Genomic DNA, 16,232 nt, shown 5'->3' with positions numbered 1-16,232 from the left:
CCGGACTCCAATCTGCTCGCGGTCGAGTGACTCACAAACAGCTTGGCAAAGAGGGACGAAGCCAGCGCAAGGCGAAGAGGGAGCGCAGGTCGGGGTGGGGCCTGTCTGTTGTCAGCCGCCGCGGCGCAGCAGCACGACCGCGCCGCCGATGAGCAGGACCGCCAGTCCGCCGACAACCCACAGCGCGGGGTTGATGCCGGAGTCCGGATCCTGCGATTCGGAGGCGCCGGTCAGCTGCTGGTCAGCTGTCGCGGAGGACGCCCCCGGCTCCGAGGCCGCGCCCGCCGTGCCCGCCGGGGCCGCTGCGGAGGACGCCCCCGCCACGGTGAACACCGAGGAGCCGGCGATCACGTGCCCGTCGGCCGAGGTCGCCCGGTAGCCGATCGTGTACTCGCCGGCACTCAGCTCGCCGAGCCGCACGGTGACCGTCCCGCCGTCCACGACGGGCTCACCGACGACCAGGTTGGTCCGATCGCCACCCGACGTCACGGCCACCGAGGCGAACGTCCGGTTGATGTCCTCGTTGAACGCCAGCGTGACCTGCCCCGGGGAGGCCTCGAGCACCGCCCCGTCCTGCGGGTCCACCGAGAGGAGGACCGAGTGCGCGGCCGCGACGGGGGCGAGGACGACAGCCGGGACCGCGGCGCCGCCGAGCAGGGCCGCGGCGAGGGTCGTCGAAGCGAGCCGTCTGCGCACCGCGGTCACGAGGTGACGCCGAGGCGGGCGAGCACGTCCTTGTTGACCCGGTCGAGCTCGCCGGAGATGGCGGCGTGGATCTCGCGGCGCTGGGCGGTGGGGGTGGTCTCGGCGGTCTCGACGGCCGTCCGGAGATCCCTCAGCCGCGCGCGGGTGGAGGTGATGAAGTCGGTGACCTGGCGGTCGCCGCCGCGGCTCACCTCGAGCTGGTCCAGGGTCTGCTCCAGCCGCACGATGCGGGCGCCGAGGGCCGCACCCGGACCGGTGGCGTTGATGCCGGCGGCTCGGAGGTCGACGGCGCCGACTCCGGCGGGCTTGTCGGCGGGCCCCTGGGCGTTGGAGACCAGCTTGTAGACCAGCGGCAGCACGACGGGGGTGGCGACCTTGGCCATGCCCAGCCAGCGCTGCAGGTCGTCCTTGCCGAGCTTGGTGCCCTCGAGCGTCTTCAGCTCCATCTCGGCCAGCTGGTACTCGTGCTTGCGTCCGGCGGCGTCGATCTTCTCGGCCATCTTGCGGTCCTTGGCGACGAGCTTGGCCTGGCGCTTGAGGGTGGCGCGTTCCTGCCGGGACAGCGACTTCTCCGCCTTGCGGTCCCGCTTGGCGGCCTTCCGGGCGAGCCTGTCCTGCCTCTCGGCGCGCCTGGCCTCGCGCTTGGCCTTGCGGTCCGCGTTCTTCCCCTCCACCTTGGCTCGCTCCTTGGCCTCGGCCAGCTCGACGCGGTGCGCCTCCTTGGCCTTGAGGCGGGCCTCCTTGGCGGCCAGCTTGGCCTCGGTCATGGCGGTGGCCTTGAGCGCGGCGGCGCGGGCGCGGAGTTCGGCGCGCTTGTCGCGGTAGGTCGTCAGCTTGCCCATGGGCGTCGATCCTTCTCTCGTCGCGAACATCAGGCCCTCAGCCTAGGCGAACGGTCCGACGGAGAGCACCGGACCGGTGCCCGCGCGCGGTGTGGGCCATGATGGACGGCGATGGAGGCCGCGGGGGACTATTCGCACCGGGTCCCCGGCGGCGCGGTGGTGGGTCCGGCCTCGGGGGCCAGATGCCTGCATCGTGTGGCCCGGGAGCGGGACGCCGGGCCGGGGTGGTGGCGGACCGCGCCGCTCGACGAGGGGGTCCGGCTGCGCGCCATGGCGGCCGCCGATCGGCGCGCCGGCCTCCGCGAGCGCGCGCTCCGCAACGCGGGACCCGACGCGCGCGTGGTGGACGTGGTGGGGGACCACTGGACGGATCTGCCGGGGGACGTTCCGGGCGACGACGACGAGCTGGCCACCCTCGAGGCGCTGGACGGGGGGGCGACCCTGGTGTGGGGCGCGGCCCTTCCCGCCGATCCGCACGGGGGCCGGGCGGGCCTCCGGTGCACCCTGGCGGCCGTGCCCGGAGGTGGGTACGCGCCGGTGCTGGTGGTCAATCACAAGGTGGTCGATCCACGACGGGGCAGGAGTGCCTCGACGGCGACGGTGACCCGATTGCTCGACTGGGCCCCCGCGCCCGATCCCTCTCTCCGGGTGCGGCGTCACCCCGCGGATCTGGACCGGCTCGTCCACGCGTGGCGATTGTTGCGGGCGGTGGGGCACGCGGCGGAGTCCCCCGTCGGGGCGGTTCTGGGTCTCGCGCTCGCGCGGGACGTGGTGCATGAGCTGGAGCCGGTCCTCGAGGCCGCCGACCGCACTCATTCGACGCGGCTGGCGGTGGTCCGCGGTGAGCTGGACACCGCGCCGAGCCGCATCGGCGAATGCCGCACCTGCCCCTGGTGGGAGGGCTGGGAGGGTCGGGGACAGCACGTGACGGGCTGCCGCGACCGGCTGGCCATGAACGACGACGTGAGTCTGGTCGTGGGCGGTGGCCAGACGGGCCCGCTGCGAGCGCAGGGCGTGCGGACCGTGGCGGAACTGGCGGAGGCCGGGCCGGAGCGGCCACCCGACTGGAATGGTGAACCTTTTGCGGATGCGGTCCTGCGGGCCCGGGCGCATCGGGACGGCGAGACGGTGGTGCCCAAGGTGGCCCGCCCGAGCATCCTGCGTGCGGACATCGAGGTCGACGTGGACCTCGAGAGTCACCTGGACGATGGCGCCTACCTGTGGGGCGCGCTGCTCACGCTGAGGGACGGGCGCCCACTGGAGGCGGAGGGCTATAAACCGTTCGTCACATGGACCCGGTTGCCAGATCCCGACGAGGGGCGCGCCTTCGCGGAATTCTGGCGCTGGCTCACCGGGATCCGGGACAGGGCCGCAGGTCAGGGTCGCTCATTCAGGGCTTACTGCTATTCGCGGTCCGCCGAGAACGGATGGATGCTCTCGACCGCCGCCAGGTTCGGGCCCGAGGGCACCGTCGCCGTCGTCAAGGGGGTTCCCTCCGTCGCCGAAGTGCGACGGTTCATCTCCTCCTCGCAGTGGGTGGACGTCCACGAGGCGGTTACCACCCAGTTCGTCTCCACATCCGGGCTCGGTCTCAAGGTGGTGGCGCCGGTCGCGGATTTTCACTGGCGCGATCCCGAGGCCGGGGGTGAGGCGTCGGTCGGCTGGTACCGGGATGCGCAGGCCGCCCGGGGGGTCGAGCGTGAGGCGGGAAGGCAACGGATCCTGGAGTACAACGAGGACGATGTCCGGGCCACTCGCGCTGTGCGCGAGTGGATCTCCCGCTCGAGCCGGGATGGCTACTAGCTCTGAACGTTCGTCCACTTCGGATTTGGACCCCTCATGCGCGGGCATTTCGCGGTGGCCGCGCAGTGTGTTCTCGGCGGAATGATTAGAATTGTTAAATATCGCCGGAGTGCCGGCGCATCCCTCCCGAAAGGAACACTGACCCATGACGAGTCACATCCGCGCCGCTGCAGCCCTCGCCGTCTCTGCTCTCGCCCTGACCGGCGGAGTGGGTCTGGCACACGCTCAGTCCTCCGCCCTCGGCTCGGCCGAGGAGGGGACGGGGGAGGTCGGCCCCGGATCGATCGACACCTCGGGCTCCGCATTGCTCGGCGAGCCGACCTTCGGCAGCCTCGCCCCGGTCGTGTCGCAGGGCGTGGGCTCGGTCAACGCGGCAGCGGGTTCCGACGCCGTGAGTCCCGCGCCGGGTACCGGCTCCGTGGACACCACCGGTTCCCTCCTCGGCGAGCCCACCTCAGGCTCCCTGGTGCCGGCCGTGGCGTCGGTCGGTGACGCACTGGGCTCCGATGGGGGTCCGGCAATCGTCATCGGCTCCGATGGCGGTACGGATTCGCTTGGTGGATCCGGTTCGCTCGGGCCGGTGCTGCTGGTCGGCGGCTCCGCCGCTGTCATCGGGGCGGGAATCTACTTCGCGCCGCAGATCGAGCAGGCTCTGACGGACGCGGGAATCGTGCTGCCGCCGCTGCCCCAGTTCTGATCCTCCGGGGCCTCCTCCGCCCCGTACTGTTTCCGCTCTCGAGGCCCGCTCCCGACGCCGGGGGTGGGCCTCGAGGCATCGGCGGTGGTGTAATCACGGGAAGAAGCGTGACCGGACCCGGCCGGACGAGGCCAGAATCGCAGGCCGAGAATAGTTCTCGGGCCAGATTATAACTAAGAATTAACTAAGTTTTCTCCGTTGACGTCCTGAGTGCACCGATAGAGTGCGGGTAGGGCGGTCGAAGCGGTTTCTCCATAACACTGTTTTGACGCCGTCAAACCCCGCCCGGGGTGGTTCGGCCACGAGCCTCCGCGCCTGGGAACCTTTTCCACACGAGGAGACGAAGAAATGACGTTCACGACCCGCAAGGTGGCCGCCGTCGCTGCCGCCACCGCTCTGGCCATCTCGGGCGCCACCGGCGTCGCCAACGCGCAGAGCGAGGGCAGCCTGGACGCCGGCAGCCTGACCGGCGGCTCAGGCGAGCTGAGCTCCGGCAGCGAGGGCTCCGGCGACTCGGCCGGCAACGGTTCGGTCCCGGAGGACCTGGGCTCGCTTATCCTGGACGGCGATGCCACCGGCAACGGCTCCCTCGATACCGAGGGTTCCCTGATCGGCGAGCCGACCACCGGCTCGCTCTCGGGCTCCTTGTCCGAGGCGATCGCCTCCTCCGGCGTCAACTCGCTCAGCCCGGCACCCGGCACGGGCTCCATCACCACCACTGATTCGCTTCTGGGGGAGCCCACCACCGGTTCGCTGGCCCCGATCTACGCTCCTATCGCGGGCTCGCTCGGCATCGGCGAGGGAGCCACCACCGTTCTCGGTTCGATGGAGGGATCCCTCGGTGCCGGCTCGCTCCCCGGCGGCACCGGCTCGCTCGTTCCCGCCACCCTGGGGCTGGGTTCCGTCGCCGCCATCGGTGCGGGCATCTACTTCGCGCCGCAGATCTACGCGGCCATCACCGCGGCCGGCATCGCGCTGCCGCCGCTGCCGTAGGCCCCGGCCGACACGAGTGAGGCCCGCCCCAGACGGGGCGGGCCTCACTCGTGTCACCGGAAGTCCCGGCGACGGGAACGCTCGGTCCGGCCGGACGTCCGGTCTAGCGCGGCGCCATGCGCAGGGCGCCGTCCATGCGGATCGACTCGCCGTTGAGGTAGTCGTGCTCGACGATCGCGTTGGCGAGCTGGGCGTAGTCCGACGGGCGGCCCAGGCGCGACGGGAACGGGATCGAGGCCTCGAGGGTCTTCTGGAACTCCTCGGTCAGGCCACGCAGCATCGGGGTCTCGATGGTGCCCGGGGCGATGGTGTTGACCCGGATGCCGAACTGCGCCAGGTCGCGCGCGGCGCAGATGCCCATCGAGTAGACGCCGCCCTTGGACGCGGCGTAGGCGATCTGGCCGACCTGGCCCTCGTACGCGGCCACGGAGGCGGTGTTGATGATGACGCCGCGCTGGCCGTCCTCGTCCACGGTGTCTTGCGTGGACATGGCCTCGGCGGCCAGCCGCATGACGTTGAACGTGCCCACCAGGTTCACGGAGATGCAGGTCTGGAAGAGGTCGAGCGCGTGCACGCCCTTCTTGGAGACGATCCGGGCGGCCGGGGCGATGCCGGCGCAGTTGACCACCACGCGCAGCGGCGCGGCTTCGGTGGCCTTGGCGATGGCGGCCTTGACGTCGTCCTCGCTGGTCACGTCGGCGGCGAGGAGGGTGATGCCCTCGTCGATGCCCTGCTCGGCCGCCTTGTCGATGGACTGCTGGAGATCGAGGCCGAAGACGATCGCGCCCTTCTCGGCGAACGACCGCGCGGTGGCGTTGCCCAGGCCGGAGGCGGCGCCGGTGACGATGACGGAAGCACCCTTGATGTCCACGGGCGATGTCCTTTCACTAGGAACTGCAACGAATGTCCCCCCCAGTGTCCCAGAGACGAGGTCAGCGCACGTCGAAGGCCGTGCTCTCCCCCCGCACGGGGAACAGCCGGCCGTCGATCCCGCGGCCCGAGGCCGTGTAGACCACGCGGTACGCACCGGCCGGGGTGCCCGGCGGGATGTCCCAGGTGATGAGGGCGTTGGTGACGGTGAGCAGGCCCTCGAAGACGATCATCGTGGACCAGTCCCCGTCGTCGTGGACGCGTACCCAGCGGCCGTCGTCGCGACGTTCCACCGCGAGGTAGGTGTCCCCGCGGCGCAGGTCGGAGTTGGGGTGCGTGCCGCAGAACCGGACCGTCACGCGCTGGCCCACGCGGTACTCCGCCAGGGGCGGATCGAGGACGTCGCCGAACCGCCGGAAGGGGGCCGGGGTGTCCACGACCGGGTTGCCCAGCGGGGACACCGGGATGAGGCCGGTGAGGTCGCGCTCGGGGCCGCCGGGATCGAGCGGCGTCCCCGCCCGCATCGAGCGCGCCAGATCGGCGGCGACCTGCTGGATGGCCGGCAGGGTCCACGGCCCGAACGCCGTCGCGCCGCCCTCGTAGTTCTGCGCGGAGTACTCCTCGGGGGTGGTGACGTAGTGCCCGTAGGCGTTGGAGTAGCCCTGCACGGTGATGCGGTCCTCGGCCACGCCCAACTCGGCCGAGAGCGTGCGGCGCAGCCGCAATCCGGCCACGACGGTCGGCTCGAATCCCAGGCAGAACAGGTAGTGCCCGCCCAGTCGGACCAGGTGGAACGGGTAGACGCGCTGGATGGCGTTCGGCACCAGGCCCACCGGCAGCAGGACGTCCTTGGCGCCGTGCGCCTCGCGGAGCCAGGCGGGGACCACCACGTCGGTGACCGCCCTGACGGCGGGGTTTCCGCCGCGGTCGCCCTCGGCGAACGGCAGCTCGTCGCCGCCGCCGCCGTCCTCCTGGCTGCCGGAGGCGAACGCCGCCCCCAGCGCCGCGACGGCGGTCCGGTGCGCGCGGCCGTCGCCGGTGAACTCGGGGCGGATCTCGACCGCCGACATGTCCACCCAGCGGTGCCGGACGTCGATCCCGCCGCCCAGCGGCCGGACGCCGCGGTCCACCTGGTCCCGGGCCGCGGCGAACTGTCGCTCGCCGGTGATCCGGGTGTTGAGCCACTCGTCGGGCGTCGGGCCCCGCCCGGGCGCGAGGTCCAGATTGGGGCTCACGTCGCCGGGGTTGGTCTGCGCGAACGCGGTCACCAGCTCCGGCGTGCGGCCGGCCAGGTAGTCCTGCCCGGCCACCTCGCGCTCCCAGTGCCACGCGGCGTAGCCCTTGTTGTCCGAGGAGGCGATCCGGTTGTGCGAGGTCATCGAGGTGGCGTGCGCGGCGAACCAGTTCAGCACGCCGACCAGCCTGCCGTCGCGGGTGATCTGCAGCGACTGCGACCGCGGGTCGATCCCCGCGGGGAAGTGGGCGCGATCGTCCGGGGAGTCGCGGTCGAAGGACCCGCGGGAGCGGTTGACGCCGGCGTCGTGCAGGGTTCCGGTCGTCACCCCGACGGTCGACGGCGCGAGGTCGCGATTCGCCATGCGGACCGCGTCGACGATCCCGGCGCAGTTGGCGTCGAACGTCACCGGACGGAAGCCGAGCATCGACAGGTCGACCATCGGGTGACCGGACGTCCCGCCCGGCGCGACGTGGGTGTGCGTGGCGGTGATGACCACGTTGCCCTCGTGGTAGGTGCCGCCGAACTCGGCGGCCAGGCGCCGCAGGACCTCCTGCTGGATCGACTGGAAGACCAGGCCGATCTCGGCGGTGACGTGGAGGAACCGGGGCGACGACGGCGAGTCGGCAAAGACGAAGGCGCGGGCCCGCTGCCTCAGGTGGAGCCCGACGGCGAGTTGCTCGGTGTCCGCGTACCCGTTCATGCCCGCGCCGAGCGGCTCGCCGGTCATGTCCCCGATGCCGCGGCCGACGAACATCGCTGTGGACTGCCCGGAGGCGGCCGCGGGCAGCAGCGACTGCAGGGCGGCGATCCCGCCGAGCGCGGCCGCCCCGCCCAGGACGGTGCGTCGGGGGACGCCGTGGTGGCCGGTGTCGCTGCGGGTCATCGGGGCTCCCTGGGTGGTGCGCGGGTCGGGGGTGAGACGCCGGGCCCCCGCGCTCGTTGCGCGGGGGCCCGGCTGTGGTGCGGTGGTGCTGTGGTGCTGTGATCCGGCCGGTCAGCCCTTGGCGGCGGCCAGGCGCTCGGCCACGTCCGCCCAGTTGATGACGTTCCAGAAGGCCTTGACGTAGTCCGGCTTGACGTTCTTGTACTGGAGGTAGAAGGCGTGCTCCCACATGTCCAGCATGAGCAGCGGGGTGATGTTGATCGAGATGTTGCCCTGCTGGTCGGTGAGCTGCTGGATCACCAGGCGCTGACCGATGTGGTCGAACCCCAGGACGGACCAGCCGGAGCCCTGCAGCGTGGTGGCGGCGGCGTTGAAGTGGGCCTGGAACTTGTCGAACGACCCGAAGTCGGCGTCGATCGCGGCGGCCAGGTCACCCTCGGGCCGACCGCCACCGTTCGGCGACATGTTCTTCCAGAACACCGAGTGGTTGGTGTGGCCACCGAGGTGGAAGGCCAGGTTCTTGCTCAGGAGCGGGGCCTTGGCGGCGATGCTGCCGTCCTCGCGCGCGGCGGCGAGCTGCTCGATCGCGTCGTTGGCGCCCTTGACGTAGGTGGCGTGGTGCTTGGAGTGGTGGAGCTCCATGATCTCGCCGGAGATGTGCGGCTCCAGAGCGCCGTAGTCGTAGTCGAGATCGGGAAGAACATACTCGGCCATCGTGGTGAGTCCTCTCAGTTGAGTGACGGGCTGCTCGCGGGCGTCGCCCGCGGCGCCCGTCACGACGTCCGTGTCCCACCATAGTGATGGCTCACCGCCTTCGTCGGCCACCGCACGAGCCGCCCCTCCGGCGGCGCAGCCCACCTGCCATGATCGGCATCGTGGATCACTCGGATACGCCCGCCGCGCGCGTCATCTCCGTCTCGGCCGTCGTGCTGACCCGACCCGACGGGGCGGTGGTCACGGTCCGGAAGTCGGGAACGGATCGCTTCATGCTCCCCGGCGGGAAGTGGGAATCGGGCGAGACGCCGCTGGAGTGCGCGATCCGCGAGATCGGCGAGGAGCTGGGCGTGACGCTGGCACCGGGGGAGCTCACCCCGCTGGGGCGCTTCGAGACCGCCACCGCCAACGAACCCGGGTTCCGGCTGGTCTCCGAGGTCTTTGCCGCCGAGGTCGACGGCGGGCAGGAGCCGCGGGCCGAGATCGCCGAGGCGCGCTGGGTGACCCCGGTCCAGCTGGAGGCGGTGTCCGGGCTCCCCGAGGACGACTGCGCCCCCTGGGCCCCGCTGCTCGTGCGGGTCGCTCGCGGGATGCGCGGGCACGGGAGCCCGCTACCGACCTGATCCGCCGGGGCCCACCTCGTCGCCGCCGAAACGCCCCGCCGCCACCGCGGCGAGGTACGCGCGGTAGTCCGCGGCCACCACGTCGGAGTAGTGACCGGCCCACTCGGCGATCGCGGCGGGGAACACGTCGCTCCTGCCCAGGTACCCGGCGACGGCGGCGCTGTTCGGACTCTGGGAATGGGCTCGGGCGAGGAGCGCGGCGCACAGCCGGCCGTACCGGACGACCCCCCGGGCCTTCATCCGGTCGAGGTCGAGGTCGCCCTTCATGTCGCGGAACTGGCGCCAGTAGAAGCTGTGGCCGGTGCTGCTCGAGCTCCAGCCCAGGAACGGGTCGGAGGCGGATTGGAGGATCCGCTGGCAGGTCACCACCCGGAAACCGTCCTCGGCGGCATCGATCCGCGACGGTTCCGCGAGCACGCTCCGGCCGGCCTCCTTGATCTGCAGGATCAACGGGGCCCCGGTGGACTCCTCCAGGAGGACGATCGCGCATCGGGTGCCCACGCTCCCGACGCCCACCACCCGTCGGGCGGCGTGCACCACGTGGAACTGCGACATCAACAGCGCGAGGTCCGGGCGGAGGGAGGTGAGGTACTCGTCGAAGCGCTCGTGGATCTCCTCCAGCCCGTCCCTGCCCAGGGGCACCAGGACCGGGGGGTCGTGGACGATCCGGTGATCCCCCTCCGGGCCCTCGGTCGTGATCTTGGTCAGCACCTGCTCGGAGGTCCGGCGCCGCGCCCGTCGCAGGGAGCGCTCGATGCTCTGCGTCTCGTGCGTCTCCGCGGCGTCGAGCAGCCAGTCCGCGTCGACCGAGGAGAAGTAGCGGTCCAGGGAGGATTCCCGGACCTTCACGGCCAACGCGTCGCGGTAGACGCTGACCACGGAGGCGACCGCCTCCGCCCGGGCCGCGGAGTCGACCGCCTTCTCCCTGAGGACGAGGTCCACGGAGACGGCCAGCCTCTTGACGTCCCACTCCCACGCGCCGATCCACGCCTCGTCGAAGTCGTTGAGGTCAAAGACGAGCCTGCGCTCCGGGGTGGCGTACAGGCCGAAATTGCTCACGTGGGCATCGCCGCAGATCACCAGGTCGATGCCGGTCGACGGCCCGGCGGCCAGGTCCGCGGCCATCACGTCGGCCGTCCCGCGGAAATAGGCGAACTCCGACTCGCTCATCCGTTCCGCGCGCACCCCGAGGAGGTCGGGGAGCCGGCCGACCTCCGTCCGCTCGATCACGGCGAGCGGATCGCGGTGGTCCGGGGCGGCGAGCTCCCGGTGGGAGCTGCGCGGGCACCCGGAGCGCAGCGCGCGGCCGGCGTCCACGGCCCGGCCGGTCGGGGCGCCCGGCGGGAGGAGGTTGCGGACCCGCAGGACGGTGTCCGCGCTGATCGGGGGTCTGTCCGTGGATGAGGTCATCCCCGATTCGACCACACGGGGTGGATCACACGGGGTCGATCACACTGGGGTCGATCACACGGGGTGGATCACAGCACGAGGAGCGCGAGGAGCACGATCAGCAGGAGCACCGCGCCGGCGACGCTGACCCGGAGGTTGCGACGGCGGACGTGGTCACTGCACCCGGAGCCCTCGAACGGCCGACCCGAGTCGCCGTCGAGGATCTCCCGCAGCTGCTGGGCGGCGGGCTTTGAAGTGGTCACGTCGAGCTCCCCCTCGGTCAATCTGCTGCCCACCCTAGCGCCGGCTGTGGCGTTCGTCACATCACACCGTGATCACGTTCCCGCGACGGGGTTACCCTGTGGCATGGGCTGGCTACAGGACGCGATCAGACATTCCGCGATGCGCACGGCGACCGAGGTGATCGACGCAGGATCGGCGTTGCCGGGCAGGACGGAGCGGGTGCCCGTGGCGCCGGCGAACCTCGCCACGGGACACCCCATGGTGCCGCCGTTCCCCGAGGGACACGAGGTGATCGTGCTGGGGATGGGGTGCTTCTGGGGTGCGGAGAAGATCCTGTGGCAGCTCGACGGTGTGTGGACCACGGCCGCCGTCTACGCCGGGGGGTGGACGCCGAACCCCACCTACGAGGAGACGTGCACCGGGCGGACCGGCCACACCGAGGCGGTGCTGGTGGTCTTCGATCCGGCAGTGCTGCCGGTCGAGAAGCTGCTCGCGACGTTCTTCGAGTGGCACGACCCCACCCAGGGCATGCGGCAGGGCAACGACCTGGGGACCCAGTACCGGTCGGCGGTGTTCACCACCACGCGGGAGCAGGAGGCCACGACCCGGCGCCTGGCCGCGGCGTACCAGAAGGAGCTGGACGCCGCCGGATTCGGGGCCCTGACCACGGAGTTCGGCATGCTCGAGGAGGTCAGGTCCGGGGAGTACTCGTACGCCGAGGACTACCACCAGCAGTATCTGCTCAAGAACCCGGGCGGGTACGACTGCCACGTGCGCAGCGGGGTGGCCTGCCCGATCTGATCGGCACACGAAAGGGCCCGGCCGGGATTTCTCCCGGGCCGGGCCCTCGTCGACGATCGTAAGAAGTCAGATTGCTCTGACCTCGGATCACATCGGGGTGATGTTCTCCGCCTGCAGGCCCTTGGCGCCCTGCGCGACGTCGAAGGAGACCTGCTGGTTCTCCTCGAGCGAGCGGTAGCCCGAGCCCTGGATGGCGGAGAAGTGCGCGAAGACGTCGGCCGAGCCGTCGTCGGGCGCGATGAAGCCGAAGCCCTTGTCAGCGTTGAACCACTTCACGGTGCCGGTTGCCATAGTGGCGTCCTTTCGAGAGTCGGCGCCCCGCTTGTCGGGACGCCTGATGTTGCAGCAGAGAGCGTGCTGTGTGTTTCCCTGCGGTGCCGCATCGTCCTCTCTCAAGGACGGTGGATCTACAGAAATACAACGTACGATTTCAACTACTGAGTATGACCCTACATGGTGGGAGGCCATCCGTCACCCCCGCCGGGTGACGGGCACGTGAACACCCGGTGCCGTGTCCTGTTCCGGGGTCGCTCTCCCGCCCGGGCCCGGCGAGACTGTGCACGTGAACTCCGACCTCGCCCGTGACCTGGATGCGCTCCTCGCCGACCTCTCCCGGGGCCGTCCCGGGCACGCGGCCGAGGTGGACGCGTGCGCGCCGACCCACCGCGGCGGCGCGCTGAACCTCGTCGACTACGCGACCCTGCGCCGGCACGACCTCCGGGACCTGCAGGACCGGTTGCTCGACGTGGGGGTCTCGCCGTTGGTCGGCTGCGAGGACGACGTGGAGATGGCTCTCGGCGCGGCCCGTGCGGCGGTGGCCGCGCTCCGCGGTGAGGATCCGGCCGCCTTCGCGGACCGCGAGGCCACGGCCGCCGCCCGCGATGCCGGGGAGGCCGCGTTGGCGGACCATGCGGACGACCTCCTGGGCCGGGCCCGTCACGGCCGGTCGGGACGGGTCATGGTGACCTTGCCGTCGAAGGCCGCCGACGACCCCGGATTCGTCCTGGACCTCGCCGAGCGCGGGATGGACCTGGCGCGCATCAACTGCGCCCACGACGACCCGGAGCGGTGGGAGGCGATGATCGCGCACGTCCGCGCCGCGCAGGGGGCGGTGGGCAGGCGGATCCCGGTCTCCATGGACCTGGCCGGACCCAAGTTGCGGACCGGGCCGATCGCCCTCGGCGCGCCGGTGGGGCGGGCCCGGGTCACGAGGGAGGACGACGGGACCGTCGTCGAACCCGCCCGTATCTGGTTGACCGCCGACGGCGTCGACCCCGCCGTGGCCCCGGCGCCGCCCGTCACCCGGGGCCGTGCGCCCCTGCGCGTGCGCGTCGACCCGGAGTGGTTGGCGGCCCGCTCACCGGGCGACGTGATCCACGTTCCCGACACGCGGCGGGTCGGGCGGCGGTTCACCGTGGTCTCCGCGGGGGCCGACGGGGTGCTGGCCGAGGGCCAGCGCAACGCGTGGGTGCGGGACGGTACGACGATCGACTGCGATTTCGGGCGCACCCGCGTCCGCGGGATCCCCGCGGTCCCGCGCCGGATCCGGGTCCGGCGCGGGGACTCGATCCTGCTCACCTCGGACATGGAGCCCGTGGAGCCGCCGCGCCACGGCGGGGAGATAAGGCTGGGCTGCGCCCTGCCGGAGGTCGTGGAGGCGCTGTCGGTGGGGGACCGGGTGCTGTTCGACGACGGGGTGATCGCCGCGGAGGTGACCGCCACCCCGGGGGACGCCGCCGCGGACGGCCCGTGGGCCCGCCTGGAGGTGGTGCGCTGCCGCGAGGGCGGCCGCTGGCTGGGCTCCGAGAAAGGCATCAACGTCCCCGGGGTCGAGGTGGCCACCCCGGCCCTGACCGACGAGGACCGGCGGAGCCTGCGGTTCGCCGCCAGGCACGCCGACGTGGTGGCGCTGTCGTTCGTGCGCACCCGTCAGGACGTGGCCGATGCGGTCACCGCGCTACAGGAGGCTGCCGCCGAGACCGGCCGTGAGCTGGGTCTGCTGCTGAAGGTCGAGACCAGGCAGGCCTACCGCTCGCTGCCGGCGCTCCTGCTCGAGGCCATGCGGCACGACAGGGTGGGCGTGATGATCGCCCGCGGGGACCTGGCCGTGGAGATGGGCTTCGAGTCGCTCTCGGAGATCCCGCGCAACATCACCCTGATGTGCCAGGCGGCCCGGGTGCCGGTCGTGCTGGCCACCCAGGTGTTGGAATCCCTCACCAAGACCGGCATGCCGTCCCGCGCCGAGATCTCCGACGCGGGCTCGGCGCAGCGGGCGGAGTGCGTGATGCTCAACAAGGGCCCGTACGTGGCGGAGGCGATCGAGACGCTCGACGCGATCCACTCCCGGATGGGCCGGATCCAGCGCAAGGCGCTGCCGCTGATGCGCCACGTGGACAGCTGGGACTGACCCCCGGCACCGGCACCGACCGCGCACGTCGGCCGCCCGGCCTGTGCCAGCATGGTCGCCATGACCACACCGCGGCGGACCGGCCGGTGGCGCTGGGTCGCCCACCCGCCGTGGCGGCCCCCGCTGCAGGGCACCCGTCCGCCCCCGCCGCGGTACCGCGCGGGCCCCGCGTGGGGTGACCGGACACCCGCCTACCCGGCGACCCCGAGATGGGGCCTGCCGCTGGTCGCGATCCCCCCTCGCACGGACCGGCCGGAGCGACCGTCGCGCGCGTGGCCGGCCGCTGCCGCGCCCGGGATCGTCACCGCGGCGGGGACCTGGTTCGCGGCGTCCGCCGTGGCGCACGGTCTCCGCTACGCGGCCCTCGCCTGGTACGACGATCGTCTGGCCCCGTGGTGGGTCGAGGCCGCCACAACCGCGCTCGTGTGGGTGGCCGGGGCCGTGGCGCTCCTCGTCGGTGCCGCGGCGGCCGTCGCGGCCACGGCATGGCTCGTCGAGACGCGCCGACGCGTGTACGACCCCGCCCCGGACCCGCGGAGACGGGCGGAGCTGTGGATCGGCAGCCTCGTCGTCGTCGTCAACTGGGTTCGTCTCCCCGTCTACCTGGAGGAACTCCGCCGGGCCTCGCCCCGCGCACCCGGCAGGTCCGCCGTGCGCCGCTGGTGGGCGGCCTTCACCGTCAACGGTGTGCTGGTCCTGGCCGCGTGGTGGCGCAGCACCGGAGACAGCCCCCAGGCCGCCGCCGACACGGTGCTGCTCGCCGGCCTGGCGGCCCTCGCGGCGGTGTGGGTGGTCCGGGAGACACGGTCCGTCATGCGGAGTTTCGGCGACCCTTCCCCGCGGTTCACCCGGCGGCTGCTCGTGCGGGGGATGGTAGGGGCACCCGCATCGCGAGAGGAGTGAGATGACGGTCCCGGTGACCACCCATCCGCCGTCCCCCGTGTCCACACGGAGTGGGGTCGTGGCCCATCGCGGCGCCTCGGCCCAGTTCCCCGAGCTCACCCTCGTCGCCTTTCAGCAGGCGCTGGAACAGGGCGCGGAGGCCCTCGAGGTGGACATCCGGCTCACCGCCGACGGCGTCCCGGTGCTGCTCCACGACCCCCGGACCACGCGGGTGGCGGACCGCGACCTGTGGGTCCACTCCAGCACCCTGGACCAGCTCGCGACCCTCGACCTGGGGAGCTGGCACCCCGTGCACCGCGCGCCCGAGCCGCTGCTGACGCTGCGGAGCTTCCTCGTGATGGCCGAGGCGTTCCCGCAGGTCAGGCTGTTTCTCGAGACCAAGCACCCGGTGCCGTCGGGAGGGCGCGTGGAGGCGGCCCTGCGCGACGAGCTCAGGTACTTCGGCATGGACCGGCCCGCGTCGTTCGCCGACTCCCGCGCGGTCATGATGAGTTTCTCGGTGATGGCGGTGCGCCGGTTCCGTCAGTTGGCGCCGGAGATCCCCGCCGTGCAGTTGCGCGAGCGACGGAACGTGCTCAAGTCGTGGCCGGCCGAGGGGGTCGGCGCCCAACTGATGGGCCCGAGCATCGGGGCGCTCCGGGCCCGGCCGTGGCTGGTCGAATACTGGCGGTCGCGGGGGATGGGCACCTACTGCTGGACCGTGGACGACCCGGCCGATCTGCTCCTGTGCCGGGACCTGGGCGTGGACTGGGTGGGGACCAACGTCCCGTCGCGGGCGCTGACCGTCCTCGACGGGGGCGTGCCCCGGGCTGAGGGGCCGGCGGCGGGCTGAGTTCTCGGAGGTGGGGCTCGCGGCGGGCCCGGGTCTGCTCCCGCCACGTGCGCTGCGGCTGCGACGTGCGCTGCGGCTGCGGCTGTGAAGTGCGCTGCGGCTGCGGCTGCGACGTGCGCTGCGGCTGTGACATGCGCTGCCTGAATGGACCATTCCGGACGCGTGCCCCCCGCGTTTCCGGGCATTCCCGCAGCGCAGGGCAAAGGCGCAGCGCATCCGGCCCGGGTCGCGCTGCCGGTCTGCACGCGTCCCGCCGCTTCTGCCGCGCCCCCCCGCTTCTGCCGCGCCCC

Annotated in this window: 16 protein-coding genes; 8 read left to right on the top strand and 8 right to left on the bottom strand. The window is 72.1% G+C overall.

Annotation, left to right across the window (positions count from 1 at the left end; all coding sequences use genetic code 11):
- Positions 1-111 precede the first annotated feature (111 nt).
- Positions 112-696: a copper resistance CopC family protein gene (locus Q0444_RS06965; RefSeq protein ID WP_299022482.1), complete on the bottom strand. Its 585-nt coding sequence runs from the start codon at positions 694-696 to the stop codon at positions 112-114.
- Between the two features lie 5 nt (positions 697-701).
- Positions 702-1,547, bottom strand: a complete 846-nt coding sequence (locus Q0444_RS06960; protein WP_299022480.1) for a DUF6474 family protein — start codon at positions 1,545-1,547, stop codon at positions 702-704.
- Positions 1,548-1,658: 111 nt separating this feature from the next.
- On the opposite strand from Q0444_RS06960, the gene Q0444_RS06955 reads away from it, so the two are divergent.
- From Q0444_RS06955 to Q0444_RS06945, 3 genes are all read left to right on the top strand, one after another.
- Positions 1,659-3,350, top strand: coding sequence for a TM0106 family RecB-like putative nuclease (locus tag Q0444_RS06955; protein ID WP_299022478.1), 1,692 nt, complete (start codon positions 1,659-1,661; stop codon positions 3,348-3,350).
- A gap of 145 nt (positions 3,351-3,495) precedes the next feature.
- Positions 3,496-4,047, top strand: coding sequence for a hypothetical protein (locus Q0444_RS06950; RefSeq protein ID WP_070720789.1), 552 nt, complete (start codon positions 3,496-3,498; stop codon positions 4,045-4,047).
- Between the two features lie 348 nt (positions 4,048-4,395).
- Positions 4,396-5,040: a hypothetical protein gene (locus Q0444_RS06945; protein ID WP_299022472.1), complete on the top strand. Its 645-nt coding sequence runs from the start codon at positions 4,396-4,398 to the stop codon at positions 5,038-5,040.
- A 103-nt stretch (positions 5,041-5,143) separates the two neighbouring features.
- Here the strand turns inward: Q0444_RS06945 and Q0444_RS06940 are convergent, their stop codons facing one another.
- The 3 genes from Q0444_RS06940 to Q0444_RS06930 form a co-directional block, all read right to left on the bottom strand.
- Entirely contained in the window at positions 5,144-5,911 is a 768-nt protein-coding gene (locus Q0444_RS06940; RefSeq protein WP_299022470.1) for an SDR family NAD(P)-dependent oxidoreductase, read from the bottom strand.
- Between the two features lie 61 nt (positions 5,912-5,972).
- Positions 5,973-8,030, bottom strand: a complete 2,058-nt coding sequence (locus Q0444_RS06935) for a neutral/alkaline non-lysosomal ceramidase N-terminal domain-containing protein (protein WP_299022468.1) — start codon at positions 8,028-8,030, stop codon at positions 5,973-5,975.
- Between the two features lie 111 nt (positions 8,031-8,141).
- A complete protein-coding gene (locus Q0444_RS06930; protein WP_291080404.1) occupies positions 8,142-8,744 on the bottom strand; it encodes a superoxide dismutase in 603 nt (200 codons plus the stop codon).
- A gap of 149 nt (positions 8,745-8,893) precedes the next feature.
- On the opposite strand from Q0444_RS06930, the gene Q0444_RS06925 reads away from it, so the two are divergent.
- Entirely contained in the window at positions 8,894-9,367 is a 474-nt protein-coding gene (locus Q0444_RS06925) for an NUDIX domain-containing protein (RefSeq protein WP_299022463.1), read from the top strand.
- Here Q0444_RS06925 and Q0444_RS06920 read toward each other — a convergent pair.
- Together Q0444_RS06920 and Q0444_RS06915 are read right to left on the bottom strand one after the other, a co-directional pair.
- The gene (locus Q0444_RS06920; protein ID WP_291080408.1) at positions 9,356-10,777 is read right to left on the bottom strand and encodes a DUF2252 domain-containing protein; all 1,422 of its coding nucleotides are present in this window, start codon (positions 10,775-10,777) and stop codon (positions 9,356-9,358) included. The genes Q0444_RS06925 and Q0444_RS06920 overlap by 12 nt on opposite strands.
- Before the next feature lie 68 nt (positions 10,778-10,845).
- A complete protein-coding gene (locus Q0444_RS06915) occupies positions 10,846-11,019 on the bottom strand; it encodes a hypothetical protein (protein ID WP_291080410.1) in 174 nt (57 codons plus the stop codon).
- 139 nt (positions 11,020-11,158) lie between these two features.
- Between Q0444_RS06915 and msrA the strand changes: the two genes are divergently transcribed.
- A complete protein-coding gene (msrA, locus tag Q0444_RS06910) occupies positions 11,159-11,800 on the top strand; it encodes a peptide-methionine (S)-S-oxide reductase MsrA (protein WP_291080412.1) in 642 nt (213 codons plus the stop codon).
- An 87-nt stretch (positions 11,801-11,887) separates the two neighbouring features.
- Here msrA and Q0444_RS06905 read toward each other — a convergent pair whose 3' ends face one another.
- Positions 11,888-12,091 carry a cold-shock protein gene (locus tag Q0444_RS06905; protein ID WP_007629661.1) on the bottom strand — a complete coding sequence of 68 codons (204 nt, stop codon included), beginning with the start codon at positions 12,089-12,091 and terminating at the stop codon, positions 11,888-11,890.
- Between the two features lie 271 nt (positions 12,092-12,362).
- Here Q0444_RS06905 and Q0444_RS06900 point away from each other — a divergent pair, with 271 nt between their 5' ends.
- The 3 genes from Q0444_RS06900 to Q0444_RS06890 are packed head-to-tail and all read left to right on the top strand — an operon-like array spanning position 12,363 to position 15,942.
- Positions 12,363-14,207 carry a pyruvate kinase gene (locus Q0444_RS06900; protein WP_299022430.1) on the top strand — a complete coding sequence of 615 codons (1,845 nt, stop codon included), beginning with the start codon at positions 12,363-12,365 and terminating at the stop codon, positions 14,205-14,207.
- 60 nt (positions 14,208-14,267) lie between these two features.
- Positions 14,268-15,110, top strand: a complete 843-nt coding sequence (locus tag Q0444_RS06895) for a DUF4328 domain-containing protein (protein WP_291080423.1) — start codon at positions 14,268-14,270, stop codon at positions 15,108-15,110.
- Positions 15,111-15,168: 58 nt separating this feature from the next.
- The gene (locus Q0444_RS06890; RefSeq protein ID WP_299022427.1) at positions 15,169-15,942 is read left to right on the top strand and encodes a glycerophosphodiester phosphodiesterase family protein; all 774 of its coding nucleotides are present in this window, start codon (positions 15,169-15,171) and stop codon (positions 15,940-15,942) included.
- The last annotated feature ends 290 nt before the right edge of the window (positions 15,943-16,232 follow it).

Origin of the sequence: uncultured Dietzia sp., from assembly GCF_937873725.1 — a bacterium.
Taxonomy (GTDB): Bacteria; Actinomycetota; Actinomycetes; order Mycobacteriales; family Mycobacteriaceae; genus Dietzia.
Note: the sequence above shows the minus strand (reverse complement) of the source record. Positions and strands in the feature narration are given on the sequence as shown.

Bases quoted from the DNA above. Each gene is read 5' to 3' on its own strand.
- Q0444_RS06960 (WP_299022480.1), bottom strand. From the start codon at position 1,547: ATGGGCAAGCTGACGACCTACCGCGACAAGCGCGCCGAACTCCGCGCC.
- Q0444_RS06955 (WP_299022478.1), top strand. From the start codon at position 1,659: ATGGAGGCCGCGGGGGACTATTCGCACCGGGTCCCCGGCGGCGCGGTG.
- Q0444_RS06950 (WP_070720789.1), top strand. From the start codon at position 3,496: ATGACGAGTCACATCCGCGCCGCTGCAGCCCTCGCCGTCTCTGCTCTC.
- Q0444_RS06945 (WP_299022472.1), top strand. From the start codon at position 4,396: ATGACGTTCACGACCCGCAAGGTGGCCGCCGTCGCTGCCGCCACCGCT.
- Q0444_RS06935 (WP_299022468.1), bottom strand. From the start codon at position 8,030: ATGACCCGCAGCGACACCGGCCACCACGGCGTCCCCCGACGCACCGTC.
- Q0444_RS06930 (WP_291080404.1), bottom strand. From the start codon at position 8,744: ATGGCCGAGTATGTTCTTCCCGATCTCGACTACGACTACGGCGCTCTG.
- Q0444_RS06925 (WP_299022463.1), top strand. From the start codon at position 8,894: ATGATCGGCATCGTGGATCACTCGGATACGCCCGCCGCGCGCGTCATC.
- Q0444_RS06920 (WP_291080408.1), bottom strand. From the start codon at position 10,777: ATGACCTCATCCACGGACAGACCCCCGATCAGCGCGGACACCGTCCTG.
- msrA (WP_291080412.1), top strand. From the start codon at position 11,159: ATGCGCACGGCGACCGAGGTGATCGACGCAGGATCGGCGTTGCCGGGC.
- Q0444_RS06905 (WP_007629661.1), bottom strand. From the start codon at position 12,091: ATGGCAACCGGCACCGTGAAGTGGTTCAACGCTGACAAGGGCTTCGGC.
- Q0444_RS06895 (WP_291080423.1), top strand. From the start codon at position 14,268: ATGACCACACCGCGGCGGACCGGCCGGTGGCGCTGGGTCGCCCACCCG.